The 26,146-nt window shown below is 73.1% G+C and carries 23 protein-coding genes; 13 read left to right on the top strand and 10 right to left on the bottom strand.

Annotation, left to right across the window (positions count from 1 at the left end; all coding sequences use genetic code 11):
* Window positions 1–18: 18 nt before the first annotated feature.
* Together AC0HI0_RS15565 and AC0HI0_RS15560 are read right to left on the bottom strand one after the other, a co-directional pair.
* Complete coding sequence (locus AC0HI0_RS15565) at window positions 19–2,271, bottom strand: EAL domain-containing protein (RefSeq protein ID WP_480933066.1); 2,253 nt, start codon at window positions 2,269–2,271, stop codon at window positions 19–21.
* 59 nt (window positions 2,272–2,330) lie between these two features.
* Window positions 2,331–2,912, bottom strand: coding sequence for an RNA polymerase sigma factor (locus tag AC0HI0_RS15560; RefSeq protein WP_480933065.1), 582 nt, complete (start codon window positions 2,910–2,912; stop codon window positions 2,331–2,333).
* Between the two features lie 548 nt (window positions 2,913–3,460).
* Between AC0HI0_RS15560 and AC0HI0_RS15555 the strand changes: the two genes are divergently transcribed.
* From AC0HI0_RS15555 to AC0HI0_RS15535, 5 genes are all read left to right on the top strand, one after another.
* Entirely contained in the window at window positions 3,461–4,249 is a 789-nt protein-coding gene (locus AC0HI0_RS15555; RefSeq protein ID WP_480933064.1) for an SAM-dependent methyltransferase, read from the top strand.
* Between the two features lie 144 nt (window positions 4,250–4,393).
* Window positions 4,394–7,321: a hypothetical protein gene (locus AC0HI0_RS15550; RefSeq protein WP_480933063.1), complete on the top strand. Its 2,928-nt coding sequence runs from the start codon at window positions 4,394–4,396 to the stop codon at window positions 7,319–7,321.
* A 320-nt stretch (window positions 7,322–7,641) separates the two neighbouring features.
* Window positions 7,642–9,306 carry a hypothetical protein gene (locus tag AC0HI0_RS15545; RefSeq protein ID WP_480933062.1) on the top strand — a complete coding sequence of 555 codons (1,665 nt, stop codon included), beginning with the start codon at window positions 7,642–7,644 and terminating at the stop codon, window positions 9,304–9,306.
* A gap of 153 nt (window positions 9,307–9,459) precedes the next feature.
* Window positions 9,460–9,657, top strand: coding sequence for a hypothetical protein (locus tag AC0HI0_RS15540; RefSeq protein WP_480933061.1), 198 nt, complete (start codon window positions 9,460–9,462; stop codon window positions 9,655–9,657).
* Between the two features lie 240 nt (window positions 9,658–9,897).
* A complete protein-coding gene (locus AC0HI0_RS15535; RefSeq protein ID WP_480933060.1) occupies window positions 9,898–10,461 on the top strand; it encodes a hypothetical protein in 564 nt (187 codons plus the stop codon).
* On the opposite strand, the gene AC0HI0_RS15530 is transcribed toward AC0HI0_RS15535, so the two are convergent.
* Window positions 10,406–12,475: a hypothetical protein gene (locus AC0HI0_RS15530; RefSeq protein ID WP_480933059.1), complete on the bottom strand. Its 2,070-nt coding sequence runs from the start codon at window positions 12,473–12,475 to the stop codon at window positions 10,406–10,408. The genes AC0HI0_RS15535 and AC0HI0_RS15530 overlap by 56 nt on opposite strands.
* A gap of 551 nt (window positions 12,476–13,026) precedes the next feature.
* Between AC0HI0_RS15530 and AC0HI0_RS15525 the strand changes: the two genes are divergently transcribed.
* On the top strand, window positions 13,027–13,776 hold the full coding sequence (locus AC0HI0_RS15525) for a metal-dependent hydrolase (RefSeq protein WP_480933058.1): 750 nt from the start codon (window positions 13,027–13,029) through the stop codon (window positions 13,774–13,776).
* Between the two features lie 82 nt (window positions 13,777–13,858).
* Here the strand turns inward: AC0HI0_RS15525 and AC0HI0_RS15520 are convergent, their stop codons facing one another.
* The 3 genes from AC0HI0_RS15520 to AC0HI0_RS15510 form a co-directional block, all read right to left on the bottom strand.
* Complete coding sequence (locus AC0HI0_RS15520; RefSeq protein WP_480933057.1) at window positions 13,859–14,392, bottom strand: hypothetical protein; 534 nt, start codon at window positions 14,390–14,392, stop codon at window positions 13,859–13,861.
* 288 nt (window positions 14,393–14,680) lie between these two features.
* Complete coding sequence (locus AC0HI0_RS15515; protein ID WP_480933056.1) at window positions 14,681–15,817, bottom strand: serine hydrolase domain-containing protein; 1,137 nt, start codon at window positions 15,815–15,817, stop codon at window positions 14,681–14,683.
* A gap of 183 nt (window positions 15,818–16,000) precedes the next feature.
* A complete protein-coding gene (locus AC0HI0_RS15510) occupies window positions 16,001–16,441 on the bottom strand; it encodes a hypothetical protein (protein ID WP_480933055.1) in 441 nt (146 codons plus the stop codon).
* Window positions 16,442–16,546: 105 nt separating this feature from the next.
* Between AC0HI0_RS15510 and AC0HI0_RS15505 the strand changes: the two genes are divergently transcribed.
* Entirely contained in the window at window positions 16,547–17,089 is a 543-nt protein-coding gene (locus tag AC0HI0_RS15505; protein ID WP_480933054.1) for a hypothetical protein, read from the top strand.
* Between the two features lie 163 nt (window positions 17,090–17,252).
* Window positions 17,253–17,990 carry a 2OG-Fe(II) oxygenase gene (locus tag AC0HI0_RS15500; protein WP_480933053.1) on the top strand — a complete coding sequence of 246 codons (738 nt, stop codon included), beginning with the start codon at window positions 17,253–17,255 and terminating at the stop codon, window positions 17,988–17,990.
* 1 nt (window position 17,991) lies between these two features.
* Here the strand turns inward: AC0HI0_RS15500 and AC0HI0_RS15495 are convergent, their stop codons facing one another.
* The 4 genes from AC0HI0_RS15495 to AC0HI0_RS15480 are packed head-to-tail and all read right to left on the bottom strand — an operon-like array spanning window position 17,992 to window position 20,379.
* Entirely contained in the window at window positions 17,992–18,483 is a 492-nt protein-coding gene (locus AC0HI0_RS15495) for a methylated-DNA--[protein]-cysteine S-methyltransferase (protein WP_480933052.1), read from the bottom strand.
* Entirely contained in the window at window positions 18,450–18,986 is a 537-nt protein-coding gene (locus AC0HI0_RS15490; protein WP_480933051.1) for a hypothetical protein, read from the bottom strand. The genes AC0HI0_RS15495 and AC0HI0_RS15490 overlap by 34 nt, the downstream gene beginning before the upstream one ends.
* Window positions 18,983–19,762, bottom strand: a complete 780-nt coding sequence (locus AC0HI0_RS15485) for a methylated-DNA--[protein]-cysteine S-methyltransferase (protein WP_480933050.1) — start codon at window positions 19,760–19,762, stop codon at window positions 18,983–18,985. The genes AC0HI0_RS15490 and AC0HI0_RS15485 overlap by 4 nt, the downstream gene beginning before the upstream one ends.
* Window positions 19,759–20,379 carry an RNA polymerase sigma factor gene (locus AC0HI0_RS15480; protein ID WP_480933049.1) on the bottom strand — a complete coding sequence of 207 codons (621 nt, stop codon included), beginning with the start codon at window positions 20,377–20,379 and terminating at the stop codon, window positions 19,759–19,761. The genes AC0HI0_RS15485 and AC0HI0_RS15480 overlap by 4 nt, the downstream gene beginning before the upstream one ends.
* A 184-nt stretch (window positions 20,380–20,563) precedes the next feature.
* Here AC0HI0_RS15480 and AC0HI0_RS15475 point away from each other — a divergent pair, with 184 nt between their 5' ends.
* The 5 genes from AC0HI0_RS15475 to AC0HI0_RS15455 all read left to right on the top strand — a co-directional run bounded on the left by AC0HI0_RS15475 (window position 20,564) and on the right by AC0HI0_RS15455 (window position 26,101).
* A complete protein-coding gene (locus tag AC0HI0_RS15475; RefSeq protein WP_480933048.1) occupies window positions 20,564–21,355 on the top strand; it encodes an SDR family oxidoreductase in 792 nt (263 codons plus the stop codon).
* 158 nt (window positions 21,356–21,513) lie between these two features.
* Complete coding sequence (locus AC0HI0_RS15470) at window positions 21,514–22,485, top strand: aldo/keto reductase (RefSeq protein ID WP_480933047.1); 972 nt, start codon at window positions 21,514–21,516, stop codon at window positions 22,483–22,485.
* Between the two features lie 111 nt (window positions 22,486–22,596).
* On the top strand, window positions 22,597–23,454 hold the full coding sequence (locus tag AC0HI0_RS15465; protein ID WP_480933046.1) for an AfsR/SARP family transcriptional regulator: 858 nt from the start codon (window positions 22,597–22,599) through the stop codon (window positions 23,452–23,454).
* The gene (locus AC0HI0_RS15460) at window positions 23,439–24,506 is read left to right on the top strand and encodes an LLM class flavin-dependent oxidoreductase (protein WP_480933045.1); all 1,068 of its coding nucleotides are present in this window, start codon (window positions 23,439–23,441) and stop codon (window positions 24,504–24,506) included. Before AC0HI0_RS15465 ends, AC0HI0_RS15460 begins: the two co-directional genes overlap by 16 nt.
* A gap of 5 nt (window positions 24,507–24,511) precedes the next feature.
* A complete protein-coding gene (locus AC0HI0_RS15455; protein ID WP_480933044.1) occupies window positions 24,512–26,101 on the top strand; it encodes an FAD-binding oxidoreductase in 1,590 nt (529 codons plus the stop codon).
* Window positions 26,102–26,146 lie beyond the last annotated feature (45 nt).

The following is a 26,146-nucleotide window of genomic DNA, read 5'->3' as shown; positions in this document are numbered from 1 at the left end:
GCCGGGGTCGGCGGGCGGTCACACGGCGATCGGCCGGTCGGTGACGAGGTGTTCGATGTCCTCGGGGGTCTGGGGGCCGCCGTACAGGTCGCCCTGCCCGTAGGTCGCGGCGAGGTCCAGCGCGGTGTCGCGTTGGACGGTGGTGGACACCCCCTGGACGGTGACCTCGCGGCTGACCGATCTGCCCATCCGGATGAGGTGCTTGGCCACGGACCGCCTGCTGGCCTCGGTGGGGGGACCGTCCAGCGCCTGGGTCAGCTGGGGCGGGATGACCACCGAGGCCAGGGGGAGCCTGGTCAGGGTGTCGTAGCGGGCGGAGTCGATGCCGAGCCCTTCCAGCGCGACCGGGACCGGGATGCCGCCCAGCTGGACGAGGTTCTCCTGGGGGCGGCCGTGCTCGTCGGCGACCGCGCCGTGGGTCATCCCGAGCATGAGCTGCGAGCCGGACACCCCGGCCGCGGTCAGGGCCGATTTCACGTGGCCGATCAGGTCCCGGTCGCGGGCGAGGCGGCGGGGCACGTTGACGGTGATGCGGGGCGCCGCCTCGCCCAGCGCCCGGCGCCAGCGGGCCGCCTGGTTCAGCACCCGGTGCAGGATCCACGGGCCCCACCGCAGGGCCAGCCCGATGTCGTCGGCCAACGCCACCAGGTCGTCGACCTGCCGGCGGGTGCCGTCGGGGCGCTGCCACCACGTGCTGGCCTCCGCGCCGACCACGAGCCCGTCGCTGAGGCGGACGATGGGGGTGTAGGCGACCACGATCTCGTCGCGTTCCAGCGCGTCGGGCAGCCCGGCGAGCAGGTGCGCGACCTCGGTGTTGCCCATGCCGGCGCGCACCACCCGCCAGCGCGGCCGGGACGTGCTGTCCGAGTGCAGCGCCACCTGGGCCTGGGCCAGCAGCTGGCCCGCGTTCGTGCCCCGCCGGACCTCGGCCACCCCGGCCGCCGGGGACAGCACCAGTTCCTGGCCGTCGATCCACATCGGTTCCGACACCCACGCCACCAGGCGGCGCACGGTGTCGGTGACGCCGTGCCAGCCGTGCCGGTCGGTGACCAGGACGGAGAAGGTGTCCCGGTCGAGCCTGCCGACGACCGCCGCCGTCGGCATGTCCACGACGGCGGCGGTGATGCGGGCGGCGACGGTCGTGGCGATCCGGTCGCGGACGTCGGGCCCGTACAGCCGGGTGAGCGTGCCCAGCTCGCGCAACCGCAGCGTGCACAGCCCCAGCGTGGCGCTGCGGTCGGCCCTGTCGATCGCGGCCTGGACGCGGTGCAGGAAGTTGCGCTGTTCCGGCAGCCGCGTGACCTCGTCGTGGTCGTTGTCGGGCAGCAACGCCTGCCGCCACATGCGTTCCGCGGTGACGTCGTGCAGGACCACGTGGAACGTGCCGTCCGCCTGCCGCGTCGCGGTGATCGCGACCTCGGCCGCGACCTGCCCGTCCGGGCCGGTCAGCGTCACGTCGGCGTCGCGCGTGCCGTCGGCTTCGGCGTCGGCCAGCACCCGTTCCAGCGTCGCCCGGTCGCGGTCGCGCGCCAGGTGGCGGTGGAAGTCGAAGCGCTCCTGCCGGCCGGTCGGCAGCCGCAGGATCGCGTACAGCGCGGCGTTGGCGTGCAGGACGGCACCCGTGCGGTCCAGCACGCACGCCGGCCGGGCGCGGTCCACCGCCGAGCCGGGACCCGACGCCGGGGGGCTCGCGGACCCGGGGCGTGCCGGTGCCGTCGCGGCGGGCCGTCGCGGCACCGCCGCCCACGCCTTGGCCATGAACAGCTGTTCGTCCAACGCCCGTTCGCGGGCGCCGTCCCCGAAGCCGCCGGCGAGACCGGCCAGGACGCTCGCGCGCCGGCCGACGCCCGCGCCGCGCAGCGTCTCCAGCCACGGCACCACCAGTTCGAGCATGTCCTGGAACGAGTGGGCGGTGACCTTCAGCCCGAGCGCGAGTTCCCGCCCGATCCGCTGCGCGGGCCACTGCCCGGGGTTGCCGCCGGTCGCCTGCCGCTCCAGCGATTCGGCGAAGCTCGTCAGCAGCGCCTCCACCTCGCCGGTCGACTGCACCAGGGCGCTGTTGGACCCCAGCGCCCGCGCCCACCGCCGCACCGCCTGGGCCGTGGCCGGCTCCGCGCCGCCCTCCGGACCCGGCGCGGTTGCGGACTCGGCCGCGTCCTCCCGCTCCCGCGCCGCCCGCGCGAGAATCCGTTGCAGGGCGGCGTCCTTGTCCTCCGCGCTGCTCGGCGCGGGCGGCCCCGACCGCGCACGCCACCGCAGCGCCGCCCGCACGGTCCGCCACTTCCTGTAGGCCCTGGTACCCGGAATCCTGTACGCGACCCGCCGCCACATCACACGTCACCCCTGTTCTGTCGTCCCCCCGGACCACGGCCCCCCGAACGGCCCTTCCCACCCGCGCGGTCGTCGCCGTCGTCGGTGGTCAGCCGTTGACGTGCTTCCGACAGATAGGTCGACACCGTCCTCTTGCTGCACCCGATCTCCTCGGCGATCTCCGCGGTGCTTAACCCGAACGCGTCGAGCTTGAGCGCGTTGCGCAGGTGCCGAGGCAGCAACTCGACCTCGTCGAGGGCTTCGAGCAGTTCCCACCGCGCGTACCCGTCCGCCGTCGGCGGCACCATCGCGACGTGCCCGTCGTCCGGGTCCACCGGGACCGCCTGCCTCTTGGCCTTCCTCCGTCCATTGAGGACACCGTGGCGGGCCGCGGCGTACACGAACTTCCTCGGGTCCTCCAGGGACCGCCACTGCTGCCACGTCGTGAGGAACGCGTCGTCGGCGACCGCCTCGTCGTCCACGTCCTGGTCCAGCCAGCGGATGTGCCGTCGGACGGCGTCGACGTGCGCCCGGAAGAACCGATCGAACTCCTGCGTTGCGCGGGCCTCGTCGTCGGGGCCCTGCGGGCGAGCACGCGTCACGGACTGTCGCCCCGGCCCGTCCCCGCGCCGGCAACCACCCGCGGCGGTGTCCGCCGTGCACCACAGCCGTCGCCCGGTGCCGTCACCGGCCGACGGCGGCCGTTCGCGACCGACCCGGGAGCACCGGGGCCGGTCGCCGCACGGCGGGCACCCCGGCCCGGCCGGGCGGCGCGCCGACAGACCCGCGGACCTGTCGACCTCACCACCGCACACCGGCGGAGACCCACCGTGATCGTTTCCTGGGGCAGCAACACTCAACCCTCTCGCAGCGGGACCAGGCACGCCCGTGATGGGCGCACACCCACTACGGGTCCCCCGACGCTCCGATGTCCGTGCCCGACACGGCAGGTTCACCCGAATGTGCCCATATGCGATGTGCCCTGTACTAAAGACACCACCCTCGCGATACCCGAGGACGCCGGCAGGGTGAAACGAACCGGAACCACGGCAGACCAGACCGGCCACCACGTCCCGCCACCGGCCGCACACCGCGACCATGGAGGAGCGACCCGACCGTCGCCAGCACACCGCGCCCCGGAGGACCGACCGTGCCCCAGGACCCGGACAGACCCGCACCGCCCGACTTCGACCACCCCAACGCCGCCCGCATCCACGACTGGCTGCTCGGCGGAACCCTCAACACCGCCCTCGACCGCGACGCCGCGGACCTCGCCCTCGGCCACCGGCCCGGCCTGCGCGACCTGCTGCGCCACAACCGCGCGTTCCTGCACCGCGCGACCGGGCACATGATCACGACCGGGATCCGGCAGTTCCTCGACCTCGGGTCCGGGCTGCCGACCACCACCCCCACCCACCACGTCGCCCACGCCCACGACCGGACCATCCCCGTCGTCTACGTCGACAACGACCCCACCACCGTCGCCCACACCCGCCTCATCCTCGACGACACCGCCACCGCCACCGTGGTCGAGGCCGACCTGCGCCGACCGGGCACCGTCCTGGGGCACCCCCGGACCCGGCGCCTGCTCGACCTCGACCGCCCGGTCGGCATCCTCGCCGTCGACATCCTCGACACCCTCGCCGAGGACCCCGGCGGCGTCCTCGGCGGCTACCTCGACGCCGTCGCGCCGGGGAGCGCCATCGCCCTGACCCACGTCACGACGACCCACCCCGACGCCGGACACCCCGAGACCGGACACCCCGAGACCGCGCTGCCCCCGCGGATCCCGCGACCGCCCGCGACCATCGCCACGTGGCTCGCCGGGCTCGACCTCGTCCCGCCGGGGCTCGTCGCGCCGTGGGAGTGGAGGACCGACCGCGAACCCGACCACCCGCCGGGGATCGCCGCGCTGTGCGCCCTCGGCTCCACACCGTGAACACCCGGCCGGACGGACCCCGGAGCCCGGAGCCGAGGCCGCCCGCCGGCCGGTGTTGTGGACGTTCGGTGAAAACCACGGCGTGAACCGGCGGTCCCGTTGTCATGATCTTCCCCCAGTGGACCCGAGATCAGGGGAGAACCCATGACGACCTGGCGAAGAACCGTGCTCGCGGTCGGCGTGACGGGGTTGCTGAGCACCGCGCTCACCGTCTTCGCCGCCGCGCCGGCGGCGGCCGACGACCACGTGCCGACCACCACCGTCACCCGGGCACAGTGGGGATACGTGGACCGCGCCACGCCACTGCGCGCGCACCTCGGCCACCAGGGCGACGCGCCGATCGGCGCGGGCAACGGGTGGCACGTCAGCCGTTCGTACTTCCGCTTCGACCTCACCGCGTTCGACGGAGCCACCGTGCTGTCCGCCGCGCTCTCCGGCCGGGAGACCCGTGCGGCGAGCTGCGCCGTCCGCTCCCTCCAGGTGTGGCGGACCGACGCGCTCACCGCGCGCTCGTCGTGGCTGCTCCCACCGCGCGAACGGGAACTCCTGGCCACCGCCGGCCCGGTCGACGGCCAGTGCCCGGCGTCGGTCGACGCCGACCTCACCGCCGCGATCACCGCGGCCGTGCGGCGCGGCGACGACTCGATCACCCTGGGACTGCGCGTGCCGCGCGCCCACGAACCCGACCGGGCCTACGGCCGAGCCGTCGCCGACGACCTCAAGCTCGTGGTCACCCACAACCGCCCGCCCGCGACGCCGACCGGCCACCGGATCGCGCCCGACCCGGGCTGCGCGGCGACCGCGCCGGGCACCTACCTCAACCCCGAGCGGCTCAACGACGCGCAACGCCTCGTGCTCACCGCGCGGCTGAGCGATCCCGACCCGGGCGACGCGCTGACCGCCGAGTTCGCGCACTGGCCGGTCGCGGACCCCGCCGCGCGGGAGACGCTCCAAGCGCCCGCCGGCGCGGACGGCACGGTCGTCGCACAGGCCAACGACTGGGCGTTGGCCGTGGACGGCACGCACGCGTGGACGGTGCGGGCCCTCGACGGCACCGCCGCCTCCGCCGAAACCACGCCGTGCTACTTCACGATCGACCGCACCAAGCCCGCAGCGCCGACCACGTCCTCCCCGGTCTACCCGCGCGGCTCGACGCGCGGCGGCGGCTACGGCGTGCCCGGTGCCTTCACCTTCACCACGACCTCGGACGACGTCGTCGCGTACGAGTACCGGTTCATGGACGCGACGCAGTGGTCCACGGTCGTCCCCGCCGTGCCCGGTGGTCCGGCGACGATCACCTACACCCCGGCCCGGTCGGGCTACGACTACGTCACGGTGAACGCCGTGGACCGCGCGGGCAACCGTTCGCAGTCGGGCGAGTCGTACTCGTTCGAGGTCCTGGAGAACCGGCCGTTCGTGTTCTCGGACCTGTACTCGGACCAGGGCGTCAACCCCAGCGGTGGTGTGGGCGTGCCCGGCTGGTTCGACTTCTCCTCGAACCTGACCTCCGTGGCGAGCTACACCTACCGCGTGGACGACGGTCCGGAGACGACGGTCGTGGCCGACGCGAACCGCAAGGCGCGCATCACCTACACGCCGTCCCACGGTGGGCACAACGTGCTCAAGGTCCGCAGCACGTCCGCCGACGGTGTCTCCTCGCCCGAACGCGAGTACCGGTTCACGGTGGACAACGCGCCGGTGGTCACCCGCGAGGGCGCGGTGCTCGTCGGGTCGTCGGTCCGGTTCGCGCTCCAGCCGCGTCAGACGGGTGCGGTGTCGTACACCTACTGGTTCTCCCGCTGGAACGGCCCGGACTCGACGCCGGTGACCGTGCCCGCCGGGGCGGACGGCACGGGCAGCTTCACCTGGTCGCCGGTCGACACCGACGCGAACTCCGTCACCGCGCTGCGGGTGCGCAGCACTAACGCCGCCGGAGCGGTGTCGGAGACGCGGTCCGTGGAGATCCACGTCGACGGCGCGGCACCGCGCATCGGGATCGTCGGCGACTCGCCCGCCCGTCCGGCCACGTTCACCTTCGCCACCGGCATGGTGTCGCCGACCGAGTACGAGTACTGGTTCGACCACGCGCCTTCGGTGAAGTACACCGTCGCGGCCGACGCCGGCGGCGTCACCACCGTCGCGCACACCGCCGACCGCACCGGGAACCTGGTGCTGCGCGCCCGTGCCCGCAACGCTGCCGGCACCTGGACGGCGGTGGGCTCGGCAGGGTGGTCGGTGCACGACAACCCGGACGTCACCTCGGCGGACTTCCCGTACGGGCAGGGGCGCCCGTGGCGCGAGGGCGCGCTCACGTTCAGCGCCAACCAGCCGGGCGCGGTGGAGTTCCAGTACACAGTGGACGGTGTCGCGATGACCGTGCCGGTCGGCCCGGACGGCACCGCGACGGTCCGCTTGACGCCGACGCACGCCGGTGACCAGTACCTGAAGGTGACCAGCCGGACCGCGTCGGGCGCGGAGTCGAGCCACACGACCCACCAGTTCCGGGTGGTGGACAACCCCGGTGTCACCTCGGCGGACTTCCCGGCGGGGCAGACCTCGCCGTGGCGCGAGGGCGCGCTCACGTTCACCGCGAACCGGCCGGGCGCGGTGGAGTTCCAGTACACAGTGGACGGTGCCACGACGACCGTGCCGGTCGGCCCGGACGGCACCGCGACGGTCCGCTTCACCCCGGCGCACGCCGGTGACCAGTCGATCGTGGTGACCAGCCGGATGGCAGCGGGCGCGGTGTCCGCCGCCACGACCTACCGGTTCGAGGTCGTCGACCAGCCGTCGGTGGTGTCGGCCGAGTACCCGGAGGGCTTCTACCCGGCGGTGCCGGGCACGCCGGGCACGTTCACCTTCACCGGCCGGGCCGAGGTGGTGGAGTACACCTACCGCTTCGACATCAACCGCCGGCGGGGGACCGAGTACACCGTGGCGGCCGTGGGCGGCGCGGCGAGCATCACCTACGCCCCGCCCTCCTACGCCGGTTACGTCCTGCGCGTCACGGCGCGCTACGCGGACGGGTCGACGTCCACCGTCCGTTCGTACAACTTCACGATCGTGGAATAACGGCGGCCGACCGATCACGCGCGGGCCTTCCGGTGACGCCACCGGAAGGCCCGCGCCCGCGGTCCGGGAAGTGTGGATCAATCAATTCCGCCGATGTGCGGACGGCGTTCGATGCCCGGCCGATCCACTTATTGCGGCCGGTCCGCGCGAACCTCGATTTCCGGTCACGGTCGCGAATCGGCTGGGCCACGTTCCGGTCAATGCCCTAAAGCGGGCTACTCCACTCAGGTGGCGGGCAATCGGGCGGCTAACACCTCCGGGTCGCGTGCCGACAGGCAGCAAAACGGAAAGTGCCGCTGCGACCGACCGGGGTGTGGGCGTTGAGAAGCGTGTTCAAGTGGATGTCGATAGTGATCCTCTTATTCTTGGCCATCGGCGACGCGCTGGTCGTTTCCTCGGTGACGGCCCACGCGGGCGACGGATGGCCGATACTCGCCCTGCTGGTCATCGCCTCCGTGGTGCTGCTGCGCCTGCACACCGAGGTCTTCCACCGGCGTCCGTTCCTGGCCAAGCCGGCCAAGCCGTTCGAGTTCCACCAGGTGCCCGCGGACCGGGCCCGGTCGCTGCGCGAAGAAGTGCGCAAGCCGGCCGAGCTGAAGCCCCACGAGGCGGTGATCTTCGCCGCCGCCGTGGTGCGACCCGAGCAGTTCCGCCGCCGGATCGTGGAGGAGTACACGCCGGAACGCCGCACCCTCAAGAAGCTGACCACGGTCGACATCGACATCCCGAAGCGCTTGCTGGGCAGGAATCACAAGGAGCACGTCTACCTGCCGGTCGTCATCAACAAGAAGGGCGACCTGCTGGACGATTTCCACATCTACGAGGGCAACAGCGACGAGACGCAGTGGCTCTCGTACCGCCAGTACCTCAGCCTGGCGGCCGAGGTGCTGCACGTCCTGCTGCTCAGCACCCACCGGCTGCCCCTGGGCGAGGAGCTGCCGGCGGGCACGGCGGAAGCGGAGCTGCTGGCGTTGCAGTGCATCGTGCACCGCCACGACACCCGCAACCCCGCGCCCCCCGACTTCAGCGGGGCCGAGGCGATCGAGAAGCTGGTGGTCGCGAGCCCGAGCACGCGCGACCTGGCCGGCCTCTTCGTGCGGCAGTTGAGCATGAACTTCGCCATCGTGGCCTCGGTCGACGGGCCGGTCGCCAAGCGCCACCGGTTCAAGTACCAGCTGACCCTGACGCCCGAGGTGAAGCTGAGCGGGCCGTCGGCCGGGAAGAACCGGTCGGTGGGCGGCTACTTCCGGTTGCTCGTCGGCGCGCGGCCCGTCGCGCTGCACCTCGACATCGCCAACGCGGCCACCTGCGAGAGCTACCACCTGCACGTACACGCCCCTGACGACCTCTACCTCGCGCTCCAGGAAACGGTCGGCCTCGACGGCGTGGTGGGACGTCGGGCGGAAAAGGCGCCCACACCCCCGCACTGCCGCTTCCGCAGGCGCCTCGGACAACCCCACGCCCACTTCTACTGCCGCTACCTGCCGGCCCTTGAGGCCGGCGAGAGGCCGCTCATCCGCCTGCGCTTCTTCGAAGTGCCGCCCGGGTCGGTGATGCGGGCGGCGGTGACCGCCGTCGCCGCGTTCGCGATCCTCTGGCTGGTCGGTTACGTGAACTCGCGGACGAGCGCTCCGGACACCGACGCGCCGGCGTTCCTGCTCGCTTTTCCCGCTCTGGCGGCCACCTGGCTGGGCTTCGACGCGCCGTCCCGGAAGTTGTTGGAGGGGACGCTTTCCGCGCGGGTCTGCCTCATCGCGTCCGCCGTGCTGTCCCTGGTCGGCAGCGCGCTTTTCCTGCTGCACAAGACCGGCGGCGAGGGTACCGGTTGGGTGGCCGTCCCCGGCGGCAATTCACTGCTCGGGGTCACCGATCTCGGCTGGGCGATCACGGTGGCCCTGGCGCTGCTCAACGCCGCGCGAATCAGTTATCAGTGCTTCATTCGAACGTGGGAGTATTCACACCTTCTGACGAAGAATGTCAACTAGCGTGTACACCGGCCTTTTCTCGTGCTACCATCCGCTACGAGTTGTGCCACGAATGTGATCATGATGCGGATGGGCGACATTATGAGCGGAATGGCGAATTCCGGCGAAGCGGGCGTGGCCGGCTCACCGGACACCGAGTCGAGGAGATGGAAGATGAGTCACTTATCCAGCCTGTTGCAGTCCCGGAAAGTCCAGGTCGACCAGGACGAGGAGTTGTCCGGCTACTACGTGGCGACCCACACCTGGACACCCACCCCCAACGCACCGCAGCTCTCGCTCGACGACATGTACGAAGCCCTTGACGGCGTCAACGACGTGTACCCCGATCCTTCCGAGCGCCGCTCCTCCTGAGCGTGCGACGTTGGTGGGGATCCCGTCCCTCCGCGTGGTGACGGGATCCGTCGTGCGGCCGGTCCACCGCAGCTGACACGACAGAGCGGGTCGCCGGTCGAGGCGTCCGGCCGCACGTCGGCCGGTGACCCGCTCGACGTCGGGTCCGGCACCCCACCTCCTATTCCACGCCATTTGTACTTGCACGGTCGTCGGCCGATTTCCGCGTGCGGCGCCCGGTGAGCCGGCAGGCTTCGATCCGTGAACCCGATCGTCGCGCAGGTGTTGACCATCGTCGGCGTGCTGCTCGGCTCGGCCGCCACGTTCGTCATCACCTCCACCACCGAGCGGACCCGTTGGCGGCGCGCGCAGGCCACGCGGTGGGATGACAAACGCCTCCTCGCGTACTCCGAGTACGCCGACGCGGTCAAGCACATGGTCCGGCTGTGCCGGCGGATCGCGGAGACCAACGGGCTGCTGTCCACGGGACAGCCGCTCGACCTCGAATCCCCGCTGACGGCGCTGGCCGAGGCCGAGACCCAGCGGGCCGCGCGGTGGGAGACCGTCCTGCTGCTCGGCGAGCCCGCGACGATCTCCGCCGCACGGGCGTGGAGCGAGCAGGTGTGGCGCTTGGAGCACATCCTGCGCGAAGACCACCCCGACGCGACCGCGTTCATGAACGCCTACCGCGATGCCATGCGCCTGCGCAACGCGTTCTACGACCAGGCCCGTGCGGATCTCGGCATCACCAGTGGCGCATTACCCGAACTCACGTGGAAATCGCTCCAACCCCAGCCACCGCCGGAGCGGCCCGCCGCCCCGTGACCGGGCCGGACAAAGGCGCCGGCCGTTCGAGGCACACAGGCGTGCGGCTCGACACCCGAACCACGAGGTTGCCCTGCGACTGCGGGACGTGGGTGAACCGCGCCGTGCCGTCCGGCCCGACCGGCGCGACGAACTCGGTGGAGCCGACGCTCCGGACCACCTCGTGCGACCCGGCCACGTGCGGGGTCGCGACGAACTCGACCGGCCGGCCCACCTGGCCCGTCGACGGCCCGCCCTCGGGGTACTGCGGGCTGGTCGACGTCGGCGGCAGCGCCTTGACCGCGAACGAGCGGTACTCGGGTTCGCTGTCGAAACCGCTCGCGGACACGCCGATCACCCGCAGGGTGCCCGGTCCCGGTGCCTTCGGCGTCCACCGGACGGTCGCGGTGCCGTCCGGGCCCGCTGCCACGGTGTGCTCCTCGCCGCCGTCGAACCGGTACCGGTAGGACGTCACCGGCAGGCGCGGCGACGAGAACGTGAACGAGCCCTCGACGCCGGGCCCGCCGGCCTCCTGCCCCGACGGGTAGTCGGTGCCGACCACGGTCGGTGCGTGGGCCGTGGCCTCGAACCAGTCCTCGCCCCAGCCCGACCGGATGCCGGTGCTGGTGACGCCGGCCGCGCGGACGAGGTGGGAGCCGGGGGCGGTGACGGTGTACTCGTAGGTCGCGCCGCCGTTCGCGTCGACCGGGACCGTCACCTCCGCGCCGTCGCGGACCTGGAAGACGTAGGCCACCACGTCGGGGCGGTCCCGCAGGCTCGCCGCGGTGACCACGACCCGGTCACCGACGAACGGGTCGTAGGCGTCCGTGCCGACGATCGGCTCGTACTGCTCGACGTAGATGTCCTCGTCGGCGATGCCCGACTTGGCCCCGCCGGCGTCGACGGTCCACACCGCGAGCGAGTGCTCCCGCCGGCCGGCGAGGAAGGTCAGCGCCACCCGGCCCGTGCGGTCGGCGTCGACCGGCACCGTCCGCTCCGGGCCGTCGTCCAGCCGGTAGTCGAACGAGGTCGCGCCGTCCTGGGTCGCGGTGAACACCACGTCCCAGGGCACCCCCAGGTCGAACAGCGGCATCCGCACGTACGGCGCCGTGGTGCGGATCCAGTACCGGTAGGAGCGGACCGGCGAGCGGTTGCCGGCCCGGTCGACGCCGGTGACCTCGATGGACACCGGACCGTCGGTGGTCGGGGTGGTGGTGATCCGCGCCGTGCCGCCGGGCCGGTCGGCGGAGACGCGACCGCTGCCCACGGCGTGGCCGGAGTACTCGAACGCCACCACGTCCTGGTCGCCGCCGGCGTCGAAGGTGAACTCGCCCGGGACGCCCTCGCCGCCGTCACTGGGCGGGCCGGCGTCCTCCCGGTACACCGGGGAGGTCACGGCCGGGGCGTTGGCGGGCGCGGTGAAGTCGGCGGTGAACACGCAGGGCGCGGACCACGCGGAGTCGGCGTGGCCGTCCTCGGCGCGGGCGGCGAAGGCGAACTTCCGGCCGTCGCGCACCACGTCCGCCGGGAAGTAGCCGCCCAGCGAGCCACCGCCGCCGTAGACGGGGTGCTCGACGCGCTCGGCCGGCGCGTCGAGCGGCCGGAACGCCAGTCGGCCGTCGATGCCGCCGGGGTCCGGGTCGGACGCCAGGGCACTGGCGAACGGTTGGCGCGACGCGGTGACGGTCTCCGCGCCGCACGGCCTGTCGTCCAGCGCGAGCCCGGTGGGCGTGCCCGGCGGGGTGTTGAAGGTGACTTCCAGCCCGGGGCCGATCCCCAGGCTGCGGCCGTGGGCGACGTCGCCCTGGTGGTCGCGGCCGATGCGGGCGACCAGGGTCAGCGACGTGCGGCCCTCGGTGACGGCGTTCTCGACGATCTCGCCCAGGTCCCACACCAGCCGGGGATCGGTGCACGGCGTGGAGCCGGCCGGGGCGGGGGCCTTGACCAGCTCGCGCGGCTGGAACGCCCAGCTGATCGGGCCGTGCGGCTCGGCGGTCCACAGTTCGAGCGCGCGCGGCTTGGCGCAGTCGCCCACCGCCGTCGAGTCCGCCGACCAGGGCGCCGAGCACCAGCCCGACGCGCGCGACGCGCCGGGGTCTTCCGGACGATCTCATGCTCCCCCCTCAGGGGTCACGCGGCGGCGTACCTCCGCCGCTGCGGGGATCTTCGCAGGTGAGGGGCTTGCTGTCCGGGAAGTTCGGTGCGCCGGGAACGTCGTCGCCACGCCCGGTGGCAGGAGCGGGACGGGTGCCGGCCTCGGCTGTCGCGGCAAACGGTCGGCGGCGATCCGTCATCCGGTCGAACCGGGGCCGTGGCGGAGGTGGTCGGAGGGTGGCGGTGGCTGCCGCGGGGACGGCGTCGGGCCACCTCCGTGAGTCCGATGTCCCGCCGCTCCGGCGGAGGTCTTGCGCCGAGGCCCGCAGGTGGGGTTGGTTCGGCGCGGGCCGTACCGGGTAGATCGGGAGCAGATGATCACGGGGGAGGTTCCGGTGTGGTGAGTGGAGATCGTGCGGGCCGTCCGGGATCGCCCGGCTGCCGGCCCGGGCCGGGTCGACGGCCGGGCGCGTCGTCGTCCCGGGGATCGTGATGCTCGGCAGAACCCACGCCGCGACCGGGTGGTGCGCCGGGCTCGCCCTCGCCCCGCTGCTGGGTGCCCACACCCTGCCCCAGGCCGTCGTGGTCGCCACGGTCACGGCGGGGTCCGCGCTCATCCCGGACCTCGACCACCCCGCTTCGCGCGCCTCCCGGCTGGTCGGTCCCCTCACCTGGCTGCTGTCGGTCCTGGCCCAGGGCGCGTCGCGCGGCCTCTACCAGCTCACCAAGGGGCCGCGCGACGAGCCGGTGTCCGGGGAGCACCGGCACGCCACCCACACGCTGGCGTTCGCCGGTCTGCTCGGCTGGTGGATCAACTGGGCGACCGGCTCGATGGGCCCGTGGGCGGTCGGCGTGGTCCTCGCGCTCGCGGTGCTGCTCGCGGTGGACGCGCTCGGCGACTGGGTGTTCGCCGGGGTCGCGCTCGTCGGGCTGCTGTGGTTCGCCAACGGGACGCCGGAGCAGGAGTTGGCCGCCGTCGCGGGGTGGATCGGGTGGGCGGTCGCGGCGGGGTGCCTGACGCACTGCCTCGGCGACGCGCTGACCCTGTCGGGCTGCCCGTTCCTGTGGCCGATCCCGATCGCGGGGGAGACCTGGTACGAGATCCGGCCGCCCCGCCTGCTGCGCTTCCGCACCGGCGGCCCGGTCGAGCAGTTCCTGGTCCTGCCGACGTGCGTCGTGGCGGGAACGCTCCTGCTGCCCGGCGTGTGGCCGATGCTGCTCGCCCTCGCCGACCGCACCTGACCCCGCCGGCGCGGCCGTGATCCACAGTGGACATCCGGTGCCCTCGGTCGCGCGCGGGCCCGTGGAGAGGTCGGCCGGGTCGTCAGACGATGATGACCCGGGCGATGATCCCCCGGTAGAGGTAGCCCCACTCGCCGATGGCGAGCAGCACCTCGCCCTGGCTGGTGACGTTGTAGTTGTCGCCGAGGTCGGGGTGGAAGAGGCGGTAGTAGGGAACGCCCTGGGTGGAGTCCGCCGGGTACACGTACGCGTCGATGCCCCGGTACTCGTAGCCCCTGTTCTCGGTGGAGTCGACGACTTCCTGCCAGCTCGTGGTCTGGTAGTAGTCGCGCTTCGCGCCCAGGTACAGCCGGTACAGCGGGATGGTGCCGGGCTCCTGCACCTCGAACACCCGGACGGAGGAGTTCTCGAACTTGTAGCCGCCGTGCCCGACCTGGGAGACGACCTCGATCCAGTCGGTGGTGTAGTAGTGGTCGCCGGTGGTGGGACTCACGATCCGGTAGAACGGCACGGGTGCCGCGGTCTTCGGTGCCGCCTGGGCCGGCGTCGCGAACGCCAGCGCCGACAGCGCGAGGGCCAGCGCAGTCGCCAGGCGGAAGGTTCTCCTGTTTCGCACAGCAACCCCTGTCGGTCGGTGTCGATGCCGTGATCCAGTCTGTCCGGGCGCGGCGAGACCGGGCAATCCGCTGTTCGCACCATGGCCCCGCAATTCCGAAGCTGTCCGGAATATCGCTCTGTACAACGAGGTTCGCATTCCACGCGACCGCTCCGGCGGCCACCGGCCGCAGCCGTGCCGCACGGCTGCGGCCGAGGTGACCGTCCACGAAGGAGTGTCGTGCGCCGGTCCGTCAGGAGCTGCGCGCGGACGGCCCGACAGCCGAGGCGGTCGCCGACGCGGTCCGGGTCAGCGTCGGCACAGGGCCGCCCGCATGACGGCGAACTGGTCGTCCCGGGGTTCGACCGGGAAGTAGTCGACCGCCACCATCGCCGCCCGGCCGTCCTCGGTCGCGCCGGACACCGAGGTCGACCCGAACGTGCCGCCGAGGTGGCCCCAGTAGGCACCACCGCACTCGGCGGGCAGCGGGAACCGGTAGATCCCCAGCCCGTACTCGACCCCCGGCCGGTTGGGCACCGGCACGGTCCGGCGCATCTCGGCGAGCTGCGCCGGCGGGAGCAGCCTGCCGTGCAGCAACGCCCGCAGGAACCGGGTGACGTCCGCACCCGTCGACACCAGCCCGCCCGCCGCCGGGGCCCACGACACGTCGGTCTCGGTCACGTCGAAGAACCTCTCGCCGTTCAACGGGAGGTACAGGCGCGGGTGGGGGCCGCGGAGGGTGTGCTCGCGGTCGGCGGGCAGGTAGGTGTCGTGCAGGCCGAGCGGGCGGATGATCCGCCGGTCGACCTCCTGGTGCCACGGCCGGCCGGTCACCTTCTCGATGAGCACCCCGGCCATGAGGTAGTTCGTGTTGGTGTAGCTGTACTTCGTGCCGGGAGGGAACACGCGGTCGTGGGCCAGCGCGGTGTCCAGCAGCTCGGCGGTGGTGAAGAACCGGTACATGACGTCCGGCCCGTACTTCGCCCGGAGCCTGTTCTCGTACTCGGGCAGCCCGCTGCGGTGCTGGAGCAGCTGCCGGACCGTGATGTCCTGGCCGGTGTTGCCGGTGGACGTCCCGTCCGGGGCGAGGACCGGGTGGATCACCCCGGGCATGTACCGCTCGACCGGCTCGTCCAGCCCGACCCGGCCTTCGGCCACCAGTTGGAGGACCACGGTGGCCACGAACGTCTTGGTGCTGCTGCCGATCCGCACCGACGCGCCGGCCGGGTACGGGCGGCGCGTCACCACGTCGCCGACCCCGGCCGTCACCGCCTTCAGCGGACCGCGCCGGTCGCGCCACACGACCTCGCCGCCGGGCAGGTCGTTCCCGGTGACCAGGGCGTCCAGCGCGGCGCGTACCCGATGGCGGTCGCCCGACGCGGACGCCGGGCCGGTGGCCGTGATCCCCGCGGCGGCGATGGTCGCGACCACCGCGACCGTTCTCACTAAGGTTCTTCGTTGTACTCGCACGGGAAGATCGTCCGGGACCCGGGCAACGCGGCACATCATCCCCGCGAAGGACCGGAACCCTGCCCGGTTCCTCAGGGGGACCACCACCCGAAGTCGCTCGACCGTCTCCGGGGCGGAGCTCGTGGCCACGGTCGGCGCGACGTGGGCGCGTGTTCGAGGTCAGCGGCGGCCCGTGGCCAGGACGACGAGGAACTGGCCGCCGCCCGCCTCGACGTCGGCGGTCACCGGCAGGTCCGGGGTCAGCCGGGAGAACCGGTCGACCAGCCAGTCCGCCGCGTCCCGGGCGTCCTGCTCGGTCGGGCAGCGGGCGACCATCTCGCGGCCCCCCTTGCGCTCCAGCCTCCCGGCGACGGTGATCAGCGGCGCGGGATCGGCCACGTGCAGGCGGTCCGGCCAGGCGATGACCACCTTGACCGCGCCCTTGCGGGTGTTGCACCCGCGGTGCGCGAGCCGCTCGGCGACCTTGGCCTTGCGGTCGGCGGTCCGGCTGTCGACGCTGGGCCCGCGCGGGTCGTTCACCGACATGTCGGGGTCCACCGGTTCGTCGCACACCCAGCACCGCCAGCCGTCGCGCTCGGCCACGTCATCGAGAAGGCTCATCCGGGCAAACTAGCCTGCCTGCCTGCTTGCGCTTCAGCCGGTCCGCGTGCAGGTGACCGGCAGCGGGGGTAGGTTCCACGCTGATCCCGAGGGGCGGGGGTGCCGATGGGGAAGCGGAGCAGCGCCGACTCGATCCGCGCGCTGTACGACGCGGATTTGCGTCGGGCGTACGGGGATCTCGCAGCGCCGCGGCGCGGGTTCGCGCTGGAGGCGTTGGACCGGGATCCGCACGGGGCGCTCCTGCTCGGCCTGTCCGCGGTCGGCGCGGTCGAGGACGACACGGACGTCAACTACGAGGTGGCCTTCACCTACTTCGTGCGCGGACGTCGGTTGCTGATCGTCAAGCTGTCGATGGTCGGCCCGTACGCGGTCGTGCTGGGGCTGGACGAGGACGGCTCCGGCACCGGGGAGCCGATCTCGCCCCCCACCGGGAGGTTCGAGTCGCGGGTGCTGGAAGTGGTGGTGTCGCACGGGTTCCGGCTCGTGCCCGTCGAGCACCTGAAGACGTCGGTCCGGCTGGCCGTCGTCCCGGGACGGGCCGAGGTGTCGCTCTACGCGGCGCTCTTCGAACCCGAGGTCGAGCCCGAGGTCGAGCCCGAGGTCGAGCCCGAGGTCGAGCCCGAGGTCGAGCCCGTGTGGCCGAGCTGACCCGGACGGGTCCTCGGCGGTCCGACCTCGACGGGGGAGCGCGGAGTCCGGCAGGTGCCCACGACCTCCGGTGGTCGCTTCGCGCAGGTCGACCGTCCGGCGCAACCTCCGACGTCGGTCCGGTGTTCCTCCATGAGGACCACTCGACGCGAGGAGTGCACGTATGCCGTCACCGGACAGTCTCGAACTCGACTTCGGAGCGGGCGAGGCGCCGCCGCCGTTCGGCGGGATCGAGGCGATCACGGAGGAACTCGACCGCAACGGGTGCGCTCGGATACCGGGATTGCTCGACGCGGACGCGTGCGCGGAGGTCGTGGCGATGTTCGACCGGGACGAGTTGTTCCGCAGCACGATCGTGATGGCGCGGCACGCGTTCGGCGAGGGGAAGTACCGCTACTTCGCCGATCCGTTGCCCGATCCGGTGGCGCGACTGCGGGAAGCGCTCTACCCGCCGCTGGCCTGGGTGGCGAACCGGTGGGCCGCGCGGTTGGGCGAGCGCACGTGGCCCGCGACGTTGCCCGAGCTGGTGCGCGAGTGCGCCGAGCACGGCCAGCACAAGCCCACGCCGCTGGTGCTGCGGTACCAGGAGGGCGGCTACAACTGCCTGCACCAGGACGTCTACGGCGAGCTGACGTTCCCGCTCCAGGTCGCGGTCATGCTCAACCGGCCGGATGTCGACTTCACCGGCGGTGAGAGCGTGTTCGTCGAGAACCGGCCGCGCCAGCAGTCCCGGCCCGTGGTCCTGCGGCCCGGGTTGGGCGACGGGATCGTGTTCCCGGTGCGCCACCGGCCCGTTCCCGGCGCGCGCGGCGACCGCCGGGTGGCGATGCGGCACGGGGTCAGCGCAGTCCACAGTGGACAGCGCAACGTGCTCGGGCTCATCTTCCACAACGCGCCGTGAGTCAGAACTCCAACGCCAGCAGGTCGGACGCGGACTCCAGGTCGAGGAGTCCGCGCTTGGCCGGCAGGCCGCCCGCGTAGCCGACCAGCGCGCCGTCGGCGCCGAGGACGCGGTGGCACGGCACCACGACCAGCACCGGGTTGGCGGCCATCGCGCCGCCCACCGTGCGCGCGCCCGCGCCGGACAGCCCCAGCGACCGGGCCAGCCGGCCGTAGGACGTGGTCTGCCCGTAGCCCACGGCGTCCAGGCCCTTGAGCACCTTCCGGTGCAGCGGGCTCGCGTGCCGCAGGTCGACCGGGACCGAGAACGTCGTGCGCTCGCCGGCGAAGTACTCGTCCAGTTCGGCCTGCGCGCGGTCGAGCACCGACTGGTCGGCCTCGGTCTCCGGGTACCGGCGGGCGCAGTCCTCCTGGTCGGCGAACGAGCACACGGTGAGGCCCGTGGTCGACGCGGCCAGCGTCAGCGGGCCGAACGGGGTGGGGTGGGTGCGCATGAACCCTCCGATCTCGTGCCTACGCGCAGTTCTCCGTCGAGGAAGACCCAGTCCTCGCCGGTGGTCGTGACGCCGCGCAGCCCTTCGGACGCCTCGCCGCCGGCGAGGGACGGCAGGGCCGGGTCGGCCAACCCCGGGAAGGCCACCGTGCGGGTGGCCCGCCAGCGCGTCGCCACCAGCCTGCGGCCGAGCCCGGACCAGCCGACGGGGCTGTCGGCGACGACCCACGCGTCCGGCGAACCCCCGGCGAGCCGGCAGGCCGGGCGCAGCCACGAGGCGGCCTCGCGCGGCCACGACACGACCACGCCGACGTGCCCGCCCGCTTCCTCCCACGCCGCGGCGAACGCCTCGGCGCGCCGCAGGTCCGGCTCCGCGCGGCCGGACCCGACGTTGACGACGGCCGCGCGCGCCCGGCGCAGCAGCCGCAGCACGGCGGCCACCTCCACGTCGAGCGCGGCCGGGCCGGTCGCGGTCCGGCCCCGCTCCGCGTCGCGGGCGGTCATGCGGTCCGGTCCAGGACGCCGGGACGGCAGTGCAGGCACGGGCGGTAGCCCGCCTCGCCCGCGTCGGCGATGGTGCGGAAGCCCCTGCGGTGGGGCGGGGTGATCCGCCGGGCGTGGGCGCACGTCGGGAAGCACACGATCCCGGTCGTGTCGCTGCCGAGGTAGAACACCCTGGCCCTGGCCAGCGCGCGCACCCGGTCGAGGTCGACGTGCTCCGCCCGCAGCAGCGATTCCTTCACCTCCGGGCCCAGCACGTACCGGCCGATGCCGCCGTCCGCGCGCACCACCCGGTGGCACGGCACCAGCAGGGGCACCGGGTTGCGGGACAGGGTCGCGGCCACCGCGCGCACCGCCGTCGGGTGGCCGACCTCGCGGGCGATCCAGGCGTGCGGGCGCACCTGGCCCGCCGGGATGCGCCTGATGGCGGCCAGCACGGCGCGGTCGAAGTCGGTGAGGCCGCGCAGGTCCAGGCGGGGGCCCCGGGCGCCCGACCGGTTGCGCAGCGCGGGCAGCAGGCCGGCGGGCACGGCGTCCACCCGGCGCAGCGGTCGGCGCAACGCCGCCCGGAACGCGGCCTTGAAACCCTCGTCGCCGTCCACCGCCGACGCGGTGCGCAGGTAGCTCACCCCCGCCTCGGAGAACGCGACGTACACGTCCTCCAGCGGACCCGGCACCCGCGTCCACCCGGTGAAGATCACCCCGACCAGGTCCCGGGGTGCGCGGGTGGCCAGCCCGGCGAGGGCGGAGACCAGCGGGTCGTGGCCGTTGACCGTCATCGCTGACCCCTTCCGACCGCCTGCGCCGCCACGGGCAGCGGCACCGAGGCGGCAGGTCCGATGTAGTCGTCGCGCAGCACCCGCAGCCGGCGCAACCCGCGCGACACGTGGGACTTCACGGTGCCGACCGGCACGTGCATGACCTCGGCGATCTCCGCCACCGGCAATCCCACGACGTGCCGCAGCACGACCGCCGCGCGCTGGGCGTGCGGCAGCAGGGCGAGGAACTCGTCCAGCTCCCGCCGCGTCTCGCCGCCCTCGACCACCTCTTCGACGCTCGGTCCGCGCGCCGGCAGGTCCGGCAGGTCCTCCAGCGGGGCCTGGCGCGGCGTCCGCGACGCGTCGCGCACGCTGTTGCGCCACAGGTTCAGCACGATCGTCACCAGCCACGCCCTCGGCCGCAGGTCCAGGATCCGGGCCCGCTCGTAGCCGAGCAGCGCGCCGTAGGCCCGCAGGAACGCCTCCGAGGTGAGGTCCTCGGCGTCCTGGCCGCGCCCGGTCATCCGCAGCGCGACCGAGTACACGACGTCCTGGTAGGCGCGCACCAGGTCGGCGAAACCCTCGTCCAGGTCCGTGACGAGGGCGCGCGACAGGGCGTCCGGTGTGGTGGTCTCCACGGGGACACCGTCCCCAGTCCAGTCGCGCATGTCCAGTGGAACACCGACCGGCCCGATTCGGTTGCACTCGTCCGGAAAAAAGCCCCGATTGGCCCCCGCAACACCGGCCGGCACGTTTCGGTTGCACTATTCGCAAAAGAAGTGCCGGTGGATCCGATTGGTCACCCTGGGCATAATGAGCGGTATGGATCTCTCACTCAAGGGCAAAGTCGCAGTAGTCACCGGCGGTAGCAAGGGAATTGGGTTGGCCATCGCCCGCGCGTTGGCCGCGGAGGAGGCGCTGGTCGTTGTCGGTGCACGCACCGTGACCGACGAGGTAGCCCAACTGCGTGACGAGCAGGGCGTCACGGTCATCCCGGCCGACCTGTCCACGCCGACCGGCCCGGCCGAGCTGATCGCCGCCGCCGAGGAGGCGCACGGCGGCATCGACATCCTGGTCAACAACGTCGGCGCGAGCGAGCCCGGCCCGACCTTCGAGCAGATCGGCGACGACGCCTGGCAGCGCATCTTCGACATCACGTTCTTCAGCGCGGTGCGCGCCTCGCGCGCGGCCATCCCGTTCCTGACCGCCCGCCGGGGCACCATCGTCAACATCAGCTCGATCAACGCCAAGCTGCCCGACCCGGCGATCGCGCACTACAGCGCCGCGAAGGCCGCCCTGACCAACCTCAACAAGTCGCTCGCGATCGAGCTGGCGCCCAGCGGCGTCCGGGTCAACGCGATCTCGCCCGGCCCCGTCCGCACCCCGTTCTGGACCGCGCCCGGCGGCTTCGCGCACGTCGTCGCGGGTGCCGCGGGCACCACGCCGGAGCAGGCCGTGGACGAGGTCGTGCCGGGCGCGCTGGGCATCCTCACCGGCCGGTTCAGCGAGGCCGACGAGGTCGCCGCGCTGACCCTGTTCCTCGCGTCCGACCTCGCCGGGAACATCACCGGCGTCGACTACGTCCTCGACGGCGGGACGATCAAGACCGTGTGACGCCGCGTGACGGCGACCTCGCCGACCCCTCGAATGCGCCGCGTATTCACCGCTCGGCCGTCCGGGGTTGCCCGCGAGCCGTCGGGAGGTCGTCGTCCGATTTCCGCCGGCGGAATTTCTGAAGCGGAACCTCAGGTCGTGGCCGGTAGCTTGGGAGTATGCGGAACCGGTTATTGCGGACCTTGGCGGTGGCCGAGGTGGGATTGGGCTGCCTGCCCCTCTCCCCGGTCTACGGACCGGTCGACGACAAGAATTCCACGGCACTGGTGCACCGGGCGCTGGACCTGGGTGTCACCCTCCTGGACACCGCCGACTTCTACGGTCGCGGGCACAACGAGGAGCTGGTCGGCAAGGCGATCGCCGGCCGGCGCGACGAGGTCGTCCTCGCGACCAAGTTCGGCATCCACGGCCACCGCGCGGACGGCGGCCTCGACGTCGACTCCAGCCCGGCCTACGCGCGGCGCGCGCTCGAAGGCTCGCTGCGCAGGCTGGGCGTCGACGTGATCGACCTGTACTTCGTGCACCGCCGGAGCCCGGACGTCCCCGTCGAGGACACGATGGGGGTCATGGCCGAGTTCGTGCGGGCCGGGAAGGTGCGGCACGTCGGGCTCTCCGAGGTGGGCGCCGGGACGATCCGCCGCGCGCACGCCGTGCACCCCGTGACCGCCGTGCAGACCGAGTGGTCGCTGTTCGAGCGCGAGATCGAGGACGAGGTCGTGCCCGTGTGCGACGAACTCGGCATCGGTGTCGTCGCGTACTCGCCGTTCGGCCGGGGCCTGCTGGCCGGCGGGGGCGAGCGGCTGCGGGAACTCGCCCCCGACGACTACCGGCGCACCGACCCCCGGTTCCAGGGCGACAACCTCGACGCGAACCTGACGGCGGCCCACCGGGTGGCGCGCATCGCCCACCGGCTCGGCGTGACGCCCGCCCAGGTCTCGCTCGCCTGGCTGCTCGCCCGGCACCCGTCGGCGGTGCCGATCCCCGGCACGTCGCGCGGCGGGCACCTGGCGCAGAACGTCGCGGCGGCGTCCCTCGAACTGGGCGCGGCCGAACTCGCCGAACTGGCCGAGGCGATGCCCGCCGCCGGCCACCGCTACCCCGGGCGGGGCATGGCGGACGTCGGCACCTGACCGCCCGACCGCACGCCCCCGAACCAGGAGCCGCCTGACCAGGAGCCGCCCAACCAGGAGCGCGCCGTCCAACCGCCATGACGCGGTCCGCCGCGTCGAGAAAGGGAAACCGTGCGATTCGAGGTCCTCGGTCCGCTCCAGCTCATCAGCGACGGGCGCTCGCACGTGCCGTCGGCAGCCAAGCAGCGCCAGATGCTGGCGCTGCTGATCGTCAACCACAACCGGGTGGTGACCGTCTCCTCGCTCATGGAGGAGGTCTGGGGCACCACGCCGCCGCGCAGCGGTCCGGCCGCCGTGCACACCCACGTGACCCAGCTGCGCAAGGCGCTGGAGGCGCCCCGGTCGGCGAACCCGCCCACCCGCCGGCTGACCACCAACGGTCGCGGCTACGTGTTCCGCTGCGCGCAGGCGGAACTGGACACGCACGCCTTCGAGCTGAGCGTGGAGGCCGGCCGGCGGGCCCTCGCCGAAGGGCGGCTGGAATCGGCGTCCCGGCTGCTGGCCGGCGCGCTGGCGGTGTGGCGCGGCCCGGCGCTCGGTGACGTCGCGCTCGGCCCGCTGCTCGCGCCGAGCGCGCTGGCGCTGGAGGAGCGGCGGCTCGCCGTGCTGGCCGAGCGGGTCGACGTCGACCTGCGGCTGGGCCGCCACCACGAGCTGATCGCGGAGACGACCGCCCTGGTGCACCGGCACCCCGGCCGCGAGGTGTTCACCGCGCAGCTGATGACCGCGCTGAGCCGGTCGTGGCGTCGGGCGGACGCGCTGAACGCGTTCCACTGGCTGCGCGAGCACCTCGCGCGCGAACACCGCCAGCCGCCCTCGCCCCGCCTCCGGCGGCTCTACTACGACATCCTCTCGTCCAGCCAGGACGCCGACGCCACGGTGGACGGCCCGTTCCGCCTGTCGCTCGACCTCGTGGCCGCATCCGCCGACACCGCACCGAGCTGGGAGCAACGATGGAATTCGGCCTGAACTTCTTCCCGGTCTTCCCCCCGTCGGCCAAGAGCGCCGGGGACTACTACCGCGACGTGCTCGCGTTGAGCGCGCTCGGGGACGAACTCGGCTACGAGCACGTGCAGACGGTGGAGCACTACGGATCCTCGTACGGCGGCTACTGCCCGGACCCGGTGACGCTGCTCGCGGCCGTGGCGGCGCGCACCGAGCGGATCCGGATCACCACCGGCGCGGTGATCCCGGCGTTCTCCCACCCGGTGAAGCTCGCGGGCAAGTTGGCGATGCTGGACAACCTCAGCGACGGCCGGTTGGACGTCGGGTTCGCGCGGGCGTTCCTGCCCGACGAGTTCGCGTGGTTCGAGGTGCCGATGGACCAGAGCCGGGCCCGGTTCGCCGAGGGCGTCGAGGCGTGCCGGCGGCTGTGGACCGAAGAGGACGTGGAGTGGAAGGGCGAGTTCTACACGTTCGGGCCGATCACGTTGCTGCCGCGGCCCGTGCAGCGCCCCCACCCGCCGATCTTCGTGGCCTCGGCGACGAGCCCGGAGTCCTGCGCGGCGGCCGGCGCGGCGGGCCACCACCTCCAGCTCGTGCACCTGATCACGACCGCCGAGCAGGTGCGGGACATGCTCGACCGGTACCGGTCGGCGTGGCGGGCCGCCGGGCACCCGGAGGGCGGCGGGCGCGTCCAGGTCAAGTACAGCTGCTACCTCGCCGAGGACCGGGCGGAGGCGGTCGCGGCGGGCGAGCGGATCGAGCGCTCCTACGTGGACGAGATGGTCCGGGCGTTCGCGTCCTGGTCCACCACCCGGTCCGCGGCCTACCCGGGGTACGAGAAGGTGCTGGAGCAGGTGGCCGGGTACGACTTCGGCACGGCGGTGGCGGAGAACAAGGTCCTCGTCGGCACGCCCGCGCAGGTGCGCGAGCAGATCGCCGAGATCGGGGAGGCGTTCGGGTCCGACATCACCGTCAGCCTCCAGGTGAACCCGGGGCTGTCCGACCTGGCGTGGGGCGAGCGGGCGCTGCGGCTGTTCGCCGACGAGGTCGCGCCCGCGTTCACCGGCCGGGGCTGAGGGCCGTGGGCGCGAGCAGGCGGGCGTTCCTCGCGGGCGCGTCCGGGGTGGCGGGCGGGGTCGCGTTCGCGGGCGTCGCCGAGGCCGCGCCGACCGCGCCGCCGTCGACCGGCACGCCGACGACCGTGACACCGGCGGACGCGCGCTACCCGGACCTGGTCCGGGGCTTGAACCAGCGGTGGGTCGGGTCGCCGGCGCGGGTGCACCTGGCCGCGTCGACGCAGGACGTGGTCGACGCGGTCGGTCGCGCGGTCCGGGCGGGCGAGCGGCTCTCGGTGCGCAGCGGCGGGCACTGCTTCGAGGACTTCGTCTACCGGCCCGGCGTGGCCGCCGTGCTGGACCTGTCGGAGCTGGGCGGTGTGCGGTTCGACGAGCGGCGCGGCGCGTTCGAGGTGCGGCCGGGGGCCCGGATCCTGGACCTCTACGAGACGATGTACCGGCGGTGGGGTGTGGTCGTGCCCGCCGGGATCTGCTTCACGGTCGGCGTCGGCGGGCACGTCCCGGGCGGCGGCTGGGGCCTGCTGTCGCGGGCGCACGGACTGGCGGTCGACCACCTCGACGCGCTGGAGGTCGTGGTGGTCGACGCGGCCGGCGCGGCGCGCGCGGTGGTGGCGAGCCGGGACCCCGCCGACCCGAACCACGACCTGTGGTGGGCGCACACCGGCGGCGGAGCGGGCGGTTTCGGCGTGGTGACGCGGTACTGGTTCCGGACTCCGGGCGCGCAGGGGCCGCCCGCCGCGCTGTTGCCGACGCCACCGGCCCGGGTCCTGGTGGCGACCGCGTCGTGGTCCTGGGACCGGCTCGACGCGGCCGATTTCACCGCGCTCGTCGACAACTTCGGCCGCTGGCACGAAGAACACGCCGCACCCGCCGGTCCCGAGACGGGGCTGTGCGCGCTGCTGAGCCTCAACCACCGGGCGAACGGGCGGATCACGTTGGCGGTGCAGGCGGACGAGGCGGCACGGGCCGCGCTCACCGGGTTCCTCCAGGCGATGGGACGCGGCGTGGCCGCGCCGATGACCCAGGAGGTGCGCGCGATGCCGTGGTTGCAGTCCGCGCGGTGGTTCGGCACGACCGACGGGGCGCTGAACGACCCGAGCCGGCGGATGGACTACAAGTCGTCGTTCCTGCGCCGGCGGATGCCGTCGACGCACATCGCCGCGCTGCACCGGCACCTGGCCGCGCCGACCGGCGGCAACCCGACCGCGATGGTGCAGCTGCACTCGTTCGGCGGCAGGATCGGGGCCGTCGCGCCGACCGCGACCGCGTACGCGCACCGGGACGCCGTCTACAACATCATCTGGTACGTGCAGTGGGACGACGAGGCGCACGACGCCGCGAACCTCGCGTGGATCCGGGGTTGCTACGAGGACGTGTACGCGGCGACGGGCGGTGTCCCGACGCCCGGCGACGTGACCGACGGCTGCTACGTCAACTACGCCGACGTCGACCTGGGCGACCCGGCCCGGAACCGGTCCGGCGTCCCGTGGCACACCTTGTACTTCAAGGAGAACTACGCGCGGCTGCAACGGATCAAGGCCGCGTGGGACCCGCTGGAGGTGTTCCGCCACGGGCAGTCGGTGCGCGCGAACTGACGCCACCGTCGGTGGTCGGACGATCACCTGGCGTTCTCCAGGGAA

Source organism: Saccharothrix sp. NBAS 001 (genome assembly GCF_056640475.1).
The sequence above is the reverse complement of the archived record's forward strand: the minus strand, read 5'-3'. Positions and strand labels throughout refer to the sequence as shown.